We start from the raw sequence: 13,797 nt of genomic DNA, 5'->3' as shown, positions 1-13,797 counted from the left end.
GATGCTCTTGATCAATTGCCCCTATTGCGGGCCGCGCCCGGAGGCCGAATTCGCCAATGGCGGGCAGGCGCATATCGCCCGCCCGGCCGACCCGATGAGCCTCACTGACGACGAGTGGGCCGCTTATCTCTATATGCGCGACAATACCAAGGGGCTGCATCACGAGCGTTGGCGGCACGCCAATGGCTGCGGCCGTTTCTTCAATGCAAGCCGCGACACGACCACGGACGTCATCAAGCGCACCTATCGCATGGGTGAGCGCCCCGAAGCCGAACATCAGGGTGCCAAGCCATGACGGGTACGTATCGCGTGCGGCGCGGCGACGTCGCTGAAAGCCGCAACGCAGTTCATTTCACGTTCGACGGAAAGTCGTATCAGGGTCTGGTTGGCGACACGCTGGCCTCCGCGTTGATCGCCAATGGCGTGCATCTGGTCGGCCGTTCGTTCAAGTATCACCGGCCGCGTGGCTTCGTCTCCGCCGGCTCGGAAGAGCCGAATGCGCTGGTCGGTGTCGGCGCGATCCAGTCGCGCTATACGCCGAACCTGCTCGCGACCCAAGTCGAGATCTATGACGGGCTGGTGGCCGAAAGTCAGAATCGCTGGCCGTCGCTCGAGACCGACGCCGGCTTTCTCAACGAATATTTCTCCTCCTTCCTGCCGGCTGGTTTCTACTACAAGACCTTCATGTGGCCGCGCACGGCCTGGAAGAAGCTCTATGAGCCGGTGATCCGGCGGATGGCGGGTCTCGGCAAAGCGCCAGCCGAGCCGGATGCCGATCGCTATACGCAGGTGTTTGCGCATTGCGACGTGCTGATCGTCGGCGCCGGACCTGCGGGTCTTGCCGCAGCGCTCGAAGCCAGCAACAGCGATGCCACCGTGATCCTGTGCGACGAGCAGGCAGAGATGGGCGGCTCGCTGCTGTCCGATCGTTCGGCATCGATCGACGGCATGCAGGCCGCCGACTGGGCGCGCGCGGCGCTCGATGAATTGCGCAAGCGCCCCAATGTGAAGCTGATGTCGCGTACGACGGCGTTTGGCTGGTACCCGCACAATTTTGTCGGTCTCAACGAGCGCGTCACCGACCATCTCAGCAATCCCGCGACGAACCAGCCGCGTGAGCGGCTCTGGCAGGTCAGGGCCAAGGAAGTCGTGCTGGCGGCTGGCGCAATCGAGCGGCCGCTCGTCTTCACCGACAATGACCGGCCGGGCATCATGCTGGCCGATGCTGCCCGGACCTATGTGAATCGGTACGGCGTGGTGCCGGGCAAGCAGGTGGTCGTGTTCACCGCCTGCGACAGCGCCTATCGCGCGGCTCTGGACCTCAAGGCAGCCGGCGCCAGGATCCAGGTGATCGTGGATCTGCGCAAGAGCGCGTCGGGCCATTGGGTCGACAAGGCACGCGCCGAAGGCATCAAGGTCCGCTCCGACAGCATCGTTCGCGGCACGTCCGGCTGGCTGCGGGTAAAGTCGGCGCAGATCTCCAACGCGCAGGGCGGCGATGCCGAGACCGTGGCTTGCGATCTCATCCTGATGTCCGGCGGGTTCACCCCGTCGGTGCATCTGTTCTCGCAGAGCCGCGGCAAGCTCAGCTACAGCGAAGAGCTGCGGGCCTATGTGCCTGGCGAGTCTGTCGAGCGCGAGCGGTCGGTCGGGGCGTGCAAGGGACTGTTCGCGCTCGAAAGCGCCATCGAAAGCGGCGCCAAGGGTGGCCGGGACGCTGCGGCCAAGGCCGGCTTCTCCCCGCGCGGCGAGGGCAGCTATACGGTCTCCGCGCAGTCGGTAGGTGCCGATGCGTTCATCGGCTCCGTGATGGCCGATCATCAGGCGGAAAAGCGGGCCTGGGTCGATTTCCAGAACGACGTGACGGCCAAGGATGTCCGGCTCGCGACCCGCGAAGGGTTCCGATCGATCGAGCACGTCAAGCGCTATACGACCACCGGCATGGCCACCGACCAGGGCAAGCTGTCCAACATGAACGCCCTCGGCGTCGTCTCGAAGCAGATCGACGTCGCTGTGCCGAAGGTCGGCCTGACCACGTTCCGGCCGCCTTATACGCCGACGACCTTCGGATCCTTTGCCGGCCAATCGCGTGGTGATCTGTTCGATCCCGTGCGCAAGACCAGCATCCATCCATGGGCCGAAGCCCAGGGCGCACGGTTCGAGGATGTCGGCGTCTGGAAGCGCGCCTGGTATTTCCCGCAGGTGGGCGAGGACATGCATGCCGCCGTCGCGCGCGAATGCAAGGCGACGCGCGAGTCGGTCGGCATCTTCGATGCCTCAACGCTCGGCAAGATCGAGATCGTCGGCAAGGACGCTGCCGAATTCATGAATCGCATGTACACCAATGCCTGGACCAAGCTGGAGCCCGGCCGGCTGCGCTATGGCGTGATGCTGCGCGAAGACGGCTTCATCATGGATGACGGCGTCGTCGGCCGCATGGCAACGGATCGCTTCCATGTCACGACGACGACCGGCGGCGCGGCCCGCGTGCTGTCCATGATGGAGGACTATCTTCAGACCGAATGGCCGGACCTCGAAGTGTGGCTCACCTCGACCACCGAGCAGTGGTCAGTCATTGCCTTGCAGGGACCGAATGCGCGCAAGGTGCTGGAGCCGCTGGTCGAGGGCATCGATCTGTCGGCCGATGCCATGCCGCATATGAGCGTCCGCGAAGGACGTATCTGCGGCGTGCCGACGCGGTTGTTCCGCGTGTCGTTCACCGGCGAACTGGGCTTCGAGGTCAACGTTCCCGCCGGCTATGGCCGGGCGGTCTGGGAAGCGATTTTTGCGGCGGGCAAGCCCTACGGGATCACGCCCTACGGTACCGAGACCATGCACGTGCTGCGCGCGGAGAAGGGCTACATCATTGTCGGTCAGGAAACTGACGGCACGGTGACGCCCGATGACGCCGGCCTCGGCTGGGCTGTCGGCAAGGCGAAGCGGGATTTCGTCGGCAAGCGCTCGCTGTCGCGGCCGGCGCTGGTCAGGGAAGACCGCAAGCAACTGGTCGGGTTGCTGACGACGGACCCCAAGGTGGTTCTCGAAGAGGGCGCCCAGATCGTGCTCGATCCGACCCATCCGATCCCGGTGCCGATGATTGGACATGTCACCTCCTCCTACTGGAGCGCGACGCTGAACCGTTCGATCGCGCTGGCACTCGTTCGCGGCGGTCGCTCGCGGATGGGTGAGGAGCTCTCGATCCCGATGCCGGATGGCGTGATCAAGGCAAAAGTCGTCGACTCGATATTGTTCGATCCGAAGGGGGAACGTTTGAATGCTTAGTCCTGCGATCATGCGTTCGAACGCGTTGTCCCCAATGCAGTCATCCGGCACCACTGCTGCGTTCGCCACGACGCTCTCGATTCTTCCCGATGCGGCGAAGCTGGTGTTTCGCGGCAAGACCGAGGCGATCGAGGCTGCCGGGGCGCATTTTGGCGTCAAGCCGAGCCTCAAGGCCTGCCGCTTCGCGGCTGTCGGCGGCCGGTCGGTCTATTGGCTGGGGCCGGACGAATGGCTGTTCCAGGCGATGAACGAGGATCCGATCGAGGTATTTGGCGGGATGTCGGTAGCGCTGCAGGCGCAGGCCTGCTCGCTCGTGGATGTCAGCCATCGTTCGGATGGCATCGCGGTTGCGGGTCCGACGGCGGCGCTGGTGCTGAACCATGGCTGCCCGCTGGATCTGTCCCTCAAGGCGTTCCCGGTCGGGATGTGCACGCGCACGGTGCTGGGCAAGGCATCACTTCTGCTGTCACGTTCTGAAGAGCACGTGTTCCATGTGGATGTATGGCGTTCGTTTGCGCCCTATGTCTGGCAATTCCTCGACGAAGCGCGAAGCCTGTCCTAGCAGCCCGGCTGCGCCCTGGAGACCGCGCGATGATTGGAACGTTCGATCTCTTCAAGATAGGCATCGGGCCGTCGTCATCGCATACGATGGGACCGATGAAGGCTGCGGCGCTGTTTGCCAGCCAGCTTGCGGAGCGCGGTCTGCTGAAGGATCTCGCGCGCGTGCAGGTCGAGCTGTTCGGCTCGCTGGCCTGGACCGGTCGCGGTCATGGCACCGACAAGGCGGTCGTTCTCGGGCTTGCCGGCAAGTTTCCGGAAACGATCGATCCGGAAGAGGCGGAGACGCTGGTCGATGGCGCCCGCGCGGCGGGCACGCTGCGGGTGGCCGAGCGGCGCAATGTCCCGTTCGATTTCACCAATGACATCATCTTCGACGGTGTGACCGAGCCGCCAAACCATCCGAATACGCTGGCGCTTTCCGCCTTCGATGCGGCTGGTCATGTTCTTCACGGCGAGCGCTGGTGCTCCGTCGGCGGCGGCTTTGTCGTTCCGGAAGCGCAGGTCGGCGTCGTCGGCATTGTCGAGGACGTTCCCGTCCCGCATCCTTTCAGGTCGGGCAAGCAGCTGCTCGAGATCGGTGCGAAAACCGGTCTGTCGATTGCGCAGATCGTCATGGCCAACGAGATGTCGTCGCTCCCGCCGGAGGAGATCGAGCAGCGGCTCGATCACATCATCCAGGTGATGATGGACTGCATCGATCGCGGCATGACCAAAGAGGGGCAGCTACCGGGCGGGCTGAACGTCAAGCGCCGCGCGCCTTCGCTGCATCGGCGTCTTGTCGCCGCTGCAAGTTCGAACAGCCGCGCCCAGCATGAGGTGATGGATTGGGTCAGCCTGTATGCGATCGCGGTCAACGAGGAGAATGCGGCCGGCAGCAAGGTGGTGACGGCACCGACCAATGGCGCGGCCGGCATCATCCCGGCCACGCTTCGCTATTTCCGCGACCATTGCCGCGAGGCGTCACCTGAGAACATGCGCGTGTTCCTGCTGACGGCCGCCGCTATCGGCGCGCTGTTCAAAATGAATGCGTCGATTTCCGGCGCGGAAGTCGGCTGCCAGGGCGAGGTCGGCTCGGCCTGCTCGATGGCAGCGGCGGGGCTCGCGGCCGTGCTCGGCGGTACCAATGAGCAGATCGAGAACGCCGCCGAGATCGGCATGGAGCATCACCTTGGCATGACCTGCGATCCGATCGGCGGGCTGGTGCAGGTGCCATGTATCGAGCGCAACGCCTTTGGTGCCGTGAAGGCGATCAATGCGGCCTCGCTCGCGCTGCAGGGCGACGGCACCCATGTGGTGCCGCTCGACAAGGTGATCGCGACGATGCGCGAGACCGGGCGCGACATGCAATCGAAATACAAGGAGACCTCGCTGGGAGGTCTCGCTGTCAATCTGGCAGAGTGTTGAGGGAAGACCATGACCCAAGCTGAACTCGCGGCATTCTTCACGACCGATCTCGCTCAAGCGGACCCGACCATCTCGTCGTCGCTGGCTGGAGAACTCGGCAGGCAGCGTGACGAGATCGAACTGATCGCGTCCGAGAACATCGTATCGCGTGCAGTGCTGCAGGCGCAGGGCTCGGTGCTGACCAACAAGTATGCCGAAGGCTATCCCGGCCGGCGCTACTATGGCGGCTGTCGCTTCGCCGACGAAGTCGAGGAGGTTGCGATCGAGCGCGCCAAGACGCTGTTCGGCTGCAGCTATGCCAATGTGCAGCCGAATTCCGGGAGCCAAGCCAACCAAGCAGTGTTCATGGCGCTGATGAAGCCCGGCGACACCTTCATGGGCCTCGATCTTGCGGCAGGCGGTCATCTCACCCATGGCGCCAAGCCGAACATGTCGGGCAAGTGGTTCAACGTCGTCAGCTATGGCGTTCGCCGCGACGACTGCACCATCGATATGGAGCAGCTCGAGAAGCTGGCAGTGGAGCACAAGCCGAAGGTCATCGTCGCCGGTGGCTCGGCCTATTCGCGGTTCTGGGATTTTGCTGCGTTCCGCCGCATCGCGGATGCGGTCGGTGCCTACCTGTTCGTCGACATGGCGCATTTTGCTGGCCTCGTGGCGGGCGGCGCCCATCCGTCGCCGTTCCCGCATGCGCATGTGGTGACCTCGACCACTCACAAGACGCTGCGCGGCCCGCGCGGCGGACTGATCCTGACCAATGACGAGGACATCGCCAAGAAGATCAATTCGGCGATCTTCCCGGGATTGCAGGGCGGGCCGCTGATGCATGTCATCGCCGCCAAGGCCGTGTCGTTCGGCGAAGCGCTGCAACCATCGTTCCGTCAATATGCGGCCGACGTCGTCGCCAATGCGCACGCGCTGGCGGACACGCTCTCAAAGGCCGGCTATCCGATCGTCACCGGTGGCACCGACAATCACCTGATGCTGGTCGATGTCCGGCCGAAGAACCTGAACGGCAAGCTCGCCGAGGCGGCGCTCGGGCGGGCGAACATCACCTGCAACAAGAACGGTATCCCGTTCGATCCGGAGAAGCCGACCATCACGTCGGGTATCCGGCTCGGCTCGCCGGCCGCGACGTCGCGCGGTTTTGGCGTCGGTGAATTCGAAGAAGTCGGCAAGCTCATTGCCACCGTCCTGGATGCGAATTCCGGCGCGCCAGACCAGGGAGCGCCGGAGGTCGAGGCAAAAGCACGTGGCTGCGTCGCCGAGCTGGTTGCGTCGTTCCCGATCTATCGGTCCTGATTAGGCCGCTTGATGGAGCGTGTGGGAGAGGGGCAGGCGGACGGGATATTCATCCAAGGGCTGAATGTTCACGCGCGCCAGCGCCGTGCGTGTCACCGTCCACAAGCCGCAGGCGCCGATCACGGCGATCTTCGAAGGTGTCGGCAAAAGGCTGACGCGACACCGCGCCGACAGGCATCGTCAGATCGCGTGATGCAGGGCGTCCGCCGTCCCGCTGTGCGGCAGCCACACCGACATGTTTCCAGTCCATGGCGATCGCAGCCGCGCGATTGATCCCACCACTGAGACAAGCAAGATGACAAAGAAGAACTGGATTCTGACCTTCTATTGCCAGGATCGCCCGCGCATCGTGTCGGCCGTCGCGACGGCGATTTCCGATGTCGACAGCAACATCTTGGAAAGCGCACAGTTCTGGGACAGGACGACCAATCGCCTGTTCATGCGCATTGCTTTCGAGACGCCGGATGCGATCAGTCGAAAAACACTGGAATCGGTGCTTAATCCGGTGTTGTCGCGATTCGAGATGAATGCTGTTCTGGTCGATGCAGCGTCGCGTCCCCGGGTGATCATCATGGTCTCCAAGTCGGACCATTGTCTCGAGCAGCTTCTGTACCAGGTCAAAGTCGACTGGCTGAAAGCCGAGGTCGTCGCGATCGTGTCAAACCACCGCGACTGCGAAGCGATCGCCGAGCAGGCGGGGATCCCATACTATCACTGGCCCGTCAGCAACGAGACCAAGCTGGAGCAGGAGCGGCAGCTCTACGAGCTCTATCTGAAGGAAGGCGCCGATCTCGTCATTCTTGCGCGTTACATGCAGATCCTGTCGGACGACCTGTCGAGCAAGCTCTATGGTCACGTCATCAACATCCACCACTCCTTCCTGCCGAGCTTCAAGGGCGCGCGGCCCTATCACCAGGCCCACGACAGGGGCGTCAAGATCATCGGCGCCACCGCACACTACGCGACGCCGGATCTCGATGAGGGCCCGATCATCGAACAGGAGACCGAACGGGTGACGCACGCGTCGACCTCGGACGATCTCATCGCCGTTGGGCGCGACATCGAGTCGCGAGTGCTGGCGCGCGCTGTGCGGCTTCATCTCGAGCGTCGTGTCCTTTTGAATGGACGCAGAACGGTGGTGTTCTAGCGCCCGGAATGCGACGACGAATGCTCGTTTGAAAAGCATCGACAGGCCAAGATTTGATCTTCGCGATGAATTTTGCAGCGCAGCGGAAATCATTGTGTTTGCTACGCAAAATAGTCCGACGAGCAGTCGGCGCGCGAACCAAGAACAGGCAGTCGATATTCGGTAGTTATGACGCAATTCTACAAGCAACAGCGCGCGTGCATCCTATCTGCCGCATTCGCGGACCACTAGCGTTGCAGGCTGGATCAACCTGGAAGGATCAGCGATGGGGACGATTAGCAAGCGTGGTTTGGCCGCATTGGCCGTTGCGAGCGTGTTGCCACTGGCCTTTGGCAGCTTCAGCGCGGCCTTCGCCAAGGACAAGGTGAAGATTGCTTTCGTGGGTCCGCTGACCGGCGCTATTTCGCCTCACGGTATTGGCGGACGCAACTCGGCCGAACTGGCCGTGAAGCTGATGAATGCCGAGCCCAACACCAAATATGAGTACGAGCTCGTCGTGCTTGACGACGAATGCAAGCCCAACGTGGGCGTGCAGGTCGTCACCAAGATCGCGTCCGATCGTTCGATCATTGCCGCGATCCCGCATTACTGTTCCGCGACTGCGATTGCCACCGTCGATATCTTCAATCGCTTCAAGATGCCGATGGTCGTGTGGGCGGCAGTGCTGCCCGAAATTACCTATGCCAAGAAGTATCCGGAAGTGCACCGCGTCAGCGGCATCCTGATCGGCCAGAACCGCATCGGCGCGCAGTTCATGAAGGCACGCGGCTACAAGAAATTCGTGTCCTTCGCCGACTCCACCGACTACGGCAAGTCGATGAACAAGTACTTCACCCAGTTCACGCTCGAGAACGGTAATGAGATCCTGGGCAGCTTCTCGGTCCCGCCGGATCAGCAGGATCTGTCGGCCGAGCTGACCAAGATCAAGGAGCTCAATCCGGAGGTCATCTATTTTGGTGGCTTGACGCCGCTCGGCGCGCGCCTCCGCACGCAGATGGCCAAGTTCGGCATCAACGCGCAGTTAGAGGGCAATTCCGGCATCATGGGCGACGCTTTCGTTAACGCCGCTGGTCCGGAGCTCGCCGAAGGCACGCTGACCTTCTTCGACAGCCCGCCGCTGTCCAAGATGCCGGGCGGCAAGATGTTTGCGGATGCCTACAAGGCCGCCGGCTATTCCGAACCGCCGGAAGCTTACGGACCGTTCGCCTATGTCGCCACCCGTCTGGTCATGGAGACCATCGAGAAGGTCGGGCCGGATCGCGCCAAGGTCACCGCCGACCTTGGCGATGTGAAGGACCGTCCGTCCATCGTCGGTCCGGTCACCTTCGACGACCATGGCCAGAACATCACGCCGCTAACCACGAGTTATGTCGTCCAGGACGGCAAGTGGGTGGTCTGGGAAGAAAGCGAATACGTGTCCGGCAAGCGCAAGCTCAAGAACCTGCCGTAAGCGCGGATCGTCGGGACATCCCATGGGTATGATCGGTCAACACCTGCTGAACGGCTTGATGCAAGGAACGATCTATGGCCTCGTCGCCATGGGGTTCACCATCTTCTTCGGCGTCATGAATGTGATCAAGTTCTCGCACGGGGACGTGCTCACGCTCGGCGCCTTCGGAGGCCTCGTCGCCGTCTGGGCGGCGAATGCGCTGGGACTGTCGGTGCCGCTGCAGTTCATTGTCGCGCTTTGCGTGGCAATGGCACTGACCGCGGTGGTCGGCGCCGGCATCTCGCATTTTCTCATCATGCCGCTGCGCAATGCGCCGCCGCTTAATATGCTGCTGATGACGATGATGGTCGGTACGGCCATCCGTGAAGCCATCCGGCTGTTCTTTCCGAACGGCACCAATCCGCAGCGCTTTCCGGAATTGCTGCCGGCCGGTGGTTTCAATATGGGTCCGTCGTTCTTTCGCACCGACGCGATTATTCTGATCGTTGCCGGCGCCGCCTCGATCGGCGCCGTTTACTGGATTATCAACCACTCCAAATTCGGCCTCGCGATGCGGGCGGTGGCCGAAGATACCGAAACGGCACGTGTGATGGGGATCAATTTCGGTCGCATCATCCCGCTGACCTTTGCATTGGGCTCCATCACCGCAGGCTTCGCCGGCATGATCTATGCGCTGTATTACAGCGAGATCAATTACAGCATGGGCCTGCTGTTGGCCGTAATCGGCTTCACGGCTGCGATCGTGGGCGGTCTCGGCAATATCTGGGGCGCGATCATCGGAGGCTATCTGTTCGCAGGGCTGCAGACTTTCGTCGTTGCCGCGATGCCGTCGATGAGCGACTACAAGAACGTGTTCGCTTTCGTGCTGATCATCGTCCTCATCACCTGGCGACCGACCGGGCTTCTCGCCGAACGCGGGAGCGAGCGGGTATGACGCCGACCTCTCGGACGCTTGTACGGGTGCCGGTGTGGCCGCTGTTTGTTGCTGTGGCCTTCGCTGCAGTGGCGCTCACGGCGCTGGTCCTGATCGAAAACCAGAAATTGCTGGGCGCCGCATTGGCGATCACGGCTGCGGTCTGCTTCTGCGCCGCTCGGTTCGGAGGCGTCGCCGCGACGGAAGTCGCCGCTTCGGAAAATCCCTGGCTGCTGCGTGGCCTGATAACGGTGGCCTCGCTCGCTGTCATCTTCGTGCTGCGCGACGACAATTTCGGCCTGCTGATGCTGGCAACGGTGCTGATCTACGCGACGATCTGCCTCGGCCTCACTGTGCAGATGGGCTATGCTGGCCTGACCAACTTTGCAGCCGCGGCTTTCGCCGGCACCGGCGGATATACCGCAGCGATGCTCGGACGGCAGGGCGGTCTGCCCGATGCGCTGGTTTTGGTCTGCGGCGGCTTGGTCGCGGTCTTCATCGGCTCGCTGCTCATCCTCCCGGTGCTGCGCACCCGCGGACATTACGGCGCGCTGACGACCATGGCGTTCGGCGTGATGTTTAATGTCTTTCTCGATGCGAATGACTTCTTTGGCGGGCCGCAGGGCCTGAAGCTTCCCGGTATCAATCTGTTCGGCTGGGACTTCACCAATGACATCCACATCTTCGGCCTCGTGCTGTCGTCCTATGTGAATTACGTGATCCTGACCGGCATTCTGACGGCGCTGGCGATGATCTTTGTCGGACTGCTGGACCGCTCATGGGTCGGTGTGTGGTTCGATGTGGTGCGCCTCGATGAGACCGCAGCATCCGTTTTCGGACTGAAGATAGCTTACTGGAAAGTGCTGGCATTTACGCTCGGCAACTTTCTGGCCGGCCTGATGGGGGCGGTCTATGCGAAAATGACGGGGTTCATCGCGCCCGCGAATTTCACATTCGGCGACTCGCTGGTGATGGTGTCCATCGTGATCCTGGGCGGCATAGGCAATCGCTGGGGCGTGCTGCCAGCGGCCTTGATCGTCGTCCTGCTGCCCGAGAAGCTTCAATTCATCCAGGAATACCGGCTCATCTTCTACGCCGTCCTGGTCATCGCGATTCTGACCATGCGTCCGGACGGCCTCGTGGCGCGCCGGGTCCGGAAACTGCATACAGAGGCAAGCGCATGACGAGCTTGTCCAACGACGTGCTGCTCGAGAGCCGCGGTTTGACGGTCCGTTTCGGCGGCCTGTTCGCACTTAATGAGCTGAACATTGACGTCCGCAATGGCGAAGTGCTCGGACTGATCGGGCCGAACGGCTCCGGTAAGACCACGTTCCTCAATGTGATCAGCGGCGTCTATTCCGCAAGTGCAGGCAAGATCTTGCTGGGTGACATCGACATCACCCGCGAGAAGGCTCACAACATCTCGTCTTATGGCCTGTCGCGCACGTTCCAGCGATCGCGCCTGTGCCTGTCGCTGTCGGTGTTCGACAATATTGCGCTGGGTGCGCAGCGAACGCTGAATAATGGCCTTTGGCACAATATCGTGCAGCGGAAATCATTCGCCGCGGAAGCGCAGAAAATCGCGGATGAAGCCCGCGAGCTGCTGCATGTCTTCAATCCCGCGCTGCCGAACAAGCTGTTCGATCCGGCGATCTCGCTCGGCATGATCGATCGGCGCAGGGTTGAGATTTGCCGCGCATTGATCGGCAAGCCAAAGCTTGTGCTGCTCGATGAACCGTCTGCCGGCATGACCCATGACGAGACGGATCAGGTGGTGGATGAAATTCTCGGCATCCGCAAATCGCTCGGCGGGCTTACGATCATCATTGTTGAGCACGAAATGGGCTTGATCGAACGTGTTACCGATCGCTGCGTCGTGCTGAACTACGGCAAGAAGATCTGCGAAGGCAAATTCCGTGACGTCGCGGCCGATCCTGTGGTCCGCGAAGCCTATCTGGGGCAAGCATGAGCGGTCATCTCACAGTCGAGAATATCTTCACCGCCTATGACCGGGCCGACGTGCTGTCTGGCATTTCGATCGACGTGCAGCCGGGCAAGATCACCTGTATTCTCGGTTCAAATGGCGCCGGAAAATCGACGCTGATCCGCTCGATTCTACGGCTGACGCCGCCGCGCGCCGGCTCCATCGCATTCGAAGGCAAGACGCTCGATCAAATGGCCACGCATGAGATCGTCGGTCTCGGGATTGCGTGCATTCCCGAAGGGCGCCGGATCTTCGCGAAGATGACGGTCGAAGAGAATCTTCGGGTCGGCGCCTATCTCGTCAATGCAGAGAAGACGGTCAAAGCGCGCCTTGGCAAGGTGTATGAGGTGTTCCCGCGCCTGAAAGAGCGCGCCAAGCAGCTTGCCGGCACCATGTCCGGCGGCGAACAGGCGATGGTGTCGATCGGCCGCGGAATGATGACGGATCCCAAGCTTCTGATCATCGACGAGCCATCGCTGGGCCTGTCTCCGCTATTCGTGCAGGAGAACTTCAACATCGTGCGCCGGTTGAACGAAACCGGTGTGACGGTCCTTCTGGTCGAGCAGAACGTCAACCAGACCCTTGCGATCGCCCATTACGGCTATGTGCTGTCGCAAGGCAAGATCATCGTCCAGGGCGACTCCGAGATGCTGGCAAAGAACGAGGAAGTCCAAAGCGCCTACTTCGGTGGAGCGCACTGATCAGAAAGAACATCGCGCTAGCTGATATGGCTGCCGCATCATAACGAAAAGTCAGACTATCATCTGAAAGGAAACGTCATGTCCTCAACCATCCATGAAAGCGCCATCGTCGTCGATGGATTGATCATCTCGGATTTCGGGCGCCCGGTCTTCGAGGACATGCGCAAGGGCGGATTGACCGCCGCCAACTGCACTTGCTGCGTCTGGGAAGGCTTCGAAGCCACCATGCGCAACGTAGTCAAGTGGAAGCGCTGGTTTGCCGAAAACAGCGATATCCTCAAGCAGGTCTACACCACCGCTGACATCCTAAAGGCCAAGGAAGAAGGCAAGACCGGCATTATCCTGGGCTGGCAAAATGTCACTGGCATTGAAGATCAGATCGGCTATCTCGGTCTGTTCAAGGAGCTCGGCGTCGGCATCATCCAGATGGCCTATAACACGCAGAACCTGGTCGGCACCGGCTGCTACGAGTCGAAGGATGGTGGCCTGTCCGACTTCGGCCGCGAAGTCGTTGCCGAGATGAACCGCCTCGGCATCCTCTGCGACCTGTCACATGTCGGATCGAAGACCAGTGAAGACGTCATCCTCGCCTCCAAACAGCCGGTTGCCTACTCGCACTGCCTGCCAGCCGGCTTGAAGGAGCATCCGCGCAACAAGTCCGACGAGCAGCTGCGCTTCATGGTCGATCACGGCGGCTTTGTGGGCGTCACCATGTTCCCGCCTTTCCTGAAGCGCGGTCCGGCATCGACTGTGGACGATTATGTCGAGGCAATAGAATACGTCATCGATATCTGCGGCGAAAACAGCGTCGGTATCGGCACCGACTTCACGCAGGGCTATGGCCAGGAATTCTTCGACTGGATCACCCATGACAAGGGATATGGCCGCCGCCTCACCAATTTCGGCGACGTCATCAATCCCGAAGGCATCAAGACCATCGGCGAATGGCCGAACCTTACCGCCGCCATGGAGAAGCGCGGCTGGAAAGCCTCACGCATCGAGGCCGTCATTGGCAAGAATTGGGTCAATCTCCTGAAGACTGTCTGGGGGGCCTGA

Annotated in this window: 13 protein-coding genes; all 13 read left to right on the top strand. The window is 61.7% G+C overall.

The window, feature by feature from the left end; genetic code table 11:
* Position 1 precedes the first annotated feature (1 nt).
* The gene (locus AC1DUY_RS18960) at positions 2-295 is read left to right on the top strand and encodes a sarcosine oxidase subunit delta (protein WP_068737808.1); all 294 of its coding nucleotides are present in this window, start codon (positions 2-4) and stop codon (positions 293-295) included.
* Complete coding sequence (locus tag AC1DUY_RS18955; RefSeq protein ID WP_478116230.1) at positions 292-3,282, top strand: sarcosine oxidase subunit alpha; 2,991 nt, start codon at positions 292-294, stop codon at positions 3,280-3,282. The genes AC1DUY_RS18960 and AC1DUY_RS18955 overlap by 4 nt, the downstream gene beginning before the upstream one ends.
* Positions 3,275-3,844, top strand: coding sequence for a sarcosine oxidase subunit gamma (locus AC1DUY_RS18950; protein ID WP_478116228.1), 570 nt, complete (start codon positions 3,275-3,277; stop codon positions 3,842-3,844). The genes AC1DUY_RS18955 and AC1DUY_RS18950 overlap by 8 nt, the downstream gene beginning before the upstream one ends.
* Positions 3,845-3,873: 29 nt before the next feature.
* Positions 3,874-5,247 (top strand): L-serine ammonia-lyase, encoded by a 1,374-nt coding sequence (locus AC1DUY_RS18945; protein WP_478116226.1) that lies wholly within the window; start codon positions 3,874-3,876, stop codon positions 5,245-5,247.
* Between the two features lie 9 nt (positions 5,248-5,256).
* A complete protein-coding gene (gene glyA / locus AC1DUY_RS18940) occupies positions 5,257-6,546 on the top strand; it encodes a serine hydroxymethyltransferase (protein ID WP_478116224.1) in 1,290 nt (429 codons plus the stop codon).
* Between the two features lie 64 nt (positions 6,547-6,610).
* Entirely contained in the window at positions 6,611-6,739 is a 129-nt protein-coding gene (locus AC1DUY_RS18935; protein ID WP_283805465.1) for a tunnelling fold family protein, read from the top strand.
* Between the two features lie 102 nt (positions 6,740-6,841).
* On the top strand, positions 6,842-7,693 hold the full coding sequence (gene purU, locus AC1DUY_RS18930) for a formyltetrahydrofolate deformylase (protein WP_478116222.1): 852 nt from the start codon (positions 6,842-6,844) through the stop codon (positions 7,691-7,693).
* A gap of 265 nt (positions 7,694-7,958) precedes the next feature.
* Positions 7,959-9,143, top strand: coding sequence for a branched-chain amino acid ABC transporter substrate-binding protein (locus AC1DUY_RS18925; protein ID WP_175369500.1), 1,185 nt, complete (start codon positions 7,959-7,961; stop codon positions 9,141-9,143).
* Positions 9,144-9,165: 22 nt separating this feature from the next.
* Complete coding sequence (locus AC1DUY_RS18920) at positions 9,166-10,077, top strand: branched-chain amino acid ABC transporter permease (RefSeq protein WP_478116219.1); 912 nt, start codon at positions 9,166-9,168, stop codon at positions 10,075-10,077.
* Entirely contained in the window at positions 10,074-11,240 is a 1,167-nt protein-coding gene (locus tag AC1DUY_RS18915; RefSeq protein WP_478116217.1) for a branched-chain amino acid ABC transporter permease, read from the top strand. Before AC1DUY_RS18920 ends, AC1DUY_RS18915 begins: the two co-directional genes overlap by 4 nt.
* The gene (locus AC1DUY_RS18910; RefSeq protein ID WP_089266581.1) at positions 11,237-12,025 is read left to right on the top strand and encodes an ABC transporter ATP-binding protein; all 789 of its coding nucleotides are present in this window, start codon (positions 11,237-11,239) and stop codon (positions 12,023-12,025) included. The genes AC1DUY_RS18915 and AC1DUY_RS18910 overlap by 4 nt, the downstream gene beginning before the upstream one ends.
* Positions 12,022-12,741: an ABC transporter ATP-binding protein gene (locus AC1DUY_RS18905; protein WP_089266582.1), complete on the top strand. Its 720-nt coding sequence runs from the start codon at positions 12,022-12,024 to the stop codon at positions 12,739-12,741. Before AC1DUY_RS18910 ends, AC1DUY_RS18905 begins: the two co-directional genes overlap by 4 nt.
* A gap of 78 nt (positions 12,742-12,819) precedes the next feature.
* On the top strand, positions 12,820-13,797 hold the full coding sequence (locus AC1DUY_RS18900; protein ID WP_478116214.1) for a dipeptidase: 978 nt from the start codon (positions 12,820-12,822) through the stop codon (positions 13,795-13,797).

Source organism: Tardiphaga sp. P4_G1 (assembly GCF_056401215.1).
The sequence above is the reverse complement of the archived record's forward strand: the minus strand, read 5'-3'. Positions and strand labels throughout refer to the sequence as shown.

Excerpts from the sequence above, each read along its gene's own strand:
- AC1DUY_RS18960 (WP_068737808.1), top strand. The coding sequence starts at position 2 with ATGCTCTTGATCAATTGCCCCTATTGCGGGCCGCGCCCGGAGGCCGAA.
- AC1DUY_RS18955 (WP_478116230.1), top strand. The coding sequence starts at position 292 with ATGACGGGTACGTATCGCGTGCGGCGCGGCGACGTCGCTGAAAGCCGC.
- AC1DUY_RS18950 (WP_478116228.1), top strand. The coding sequence starts at position 3,275 with ATGCTTAGTCCTGCGATCATGCGTTCGAACGCGTTGTCCCCAATGCAG.
- AC1DUY_RS18945 (WP_478116226.1), top strand. The coding sequence starts at position 3,874 with ATGATTGGAACGTTCGATCTCTTCAAGATAGGCATCGGGCCGTCGTCA.
- glyA (WP_478116224.1), top strand. The coding sequence starts at position 5,257 with ATGACCCAAGCTGAACTCGCGGCATTCTTCACGACCGATCTCGCTCAA.
- AC1DUY_RS18935 (WP_283805465.1), top strand. The coding sequence starts at position 6,611 with ATGTTCACGCGCGCCAGCGCCGTGCGTGTCACCGTCCACAAGCCGCAG.
- purU (WP_478116222.1), top strand. The coding sequence starts at position 6,842 with ATGACAAAGAAGAACTGGATTCTGACCTTCTATTGCCAGGATCGCCCG.
- AC1DUY_RS18925 (WP_175369500.1), top strand. The coding sequence starts at position 7,959 with ATGGGGACGATTAGCAAGCGTGGTTTGGCCGCATTGGCCGTTGCGAGC.
- AC1DUY_RS18920 (WP_478116219.1), top strand. The coding sequence starts at position 9,166 with ATGGGTATGATCGGTCAACACCTGCTGAACGGCTTGATGCAAGGAACG.
- AC1DUY_RS18915 (WP_478116217.1), top strand. The coding sequence starts at position 10,074 with ATGACGCCGACCTCTCGGACGCTTGTACGGGTGCCGGTGTGGCCGCTG.
- AC1DUY_RS18910 (WP_089266581.1), top strand. The coding sequence starts at position 11,237 with ATGACGAGCTTGTCCAACGACGTGCTGCTCGAGAGCCGCGGTTTGACG.
- AC1DUY_RS18905 (WP_089266582.1), top strand. The coding sequence starts at position 12,022 with ATGAGCGGTCATCTCACAGTCGAGAATATCTTCACCGCCTATGACCGG.
- AC1DUY_RS18900 (WP_478116214.1), top strand. The coding sequence starts at position 12,820 with ATGTCCTCAACCATCCATGAAAGCGCCATCGTCGTCGATGGATTGATC.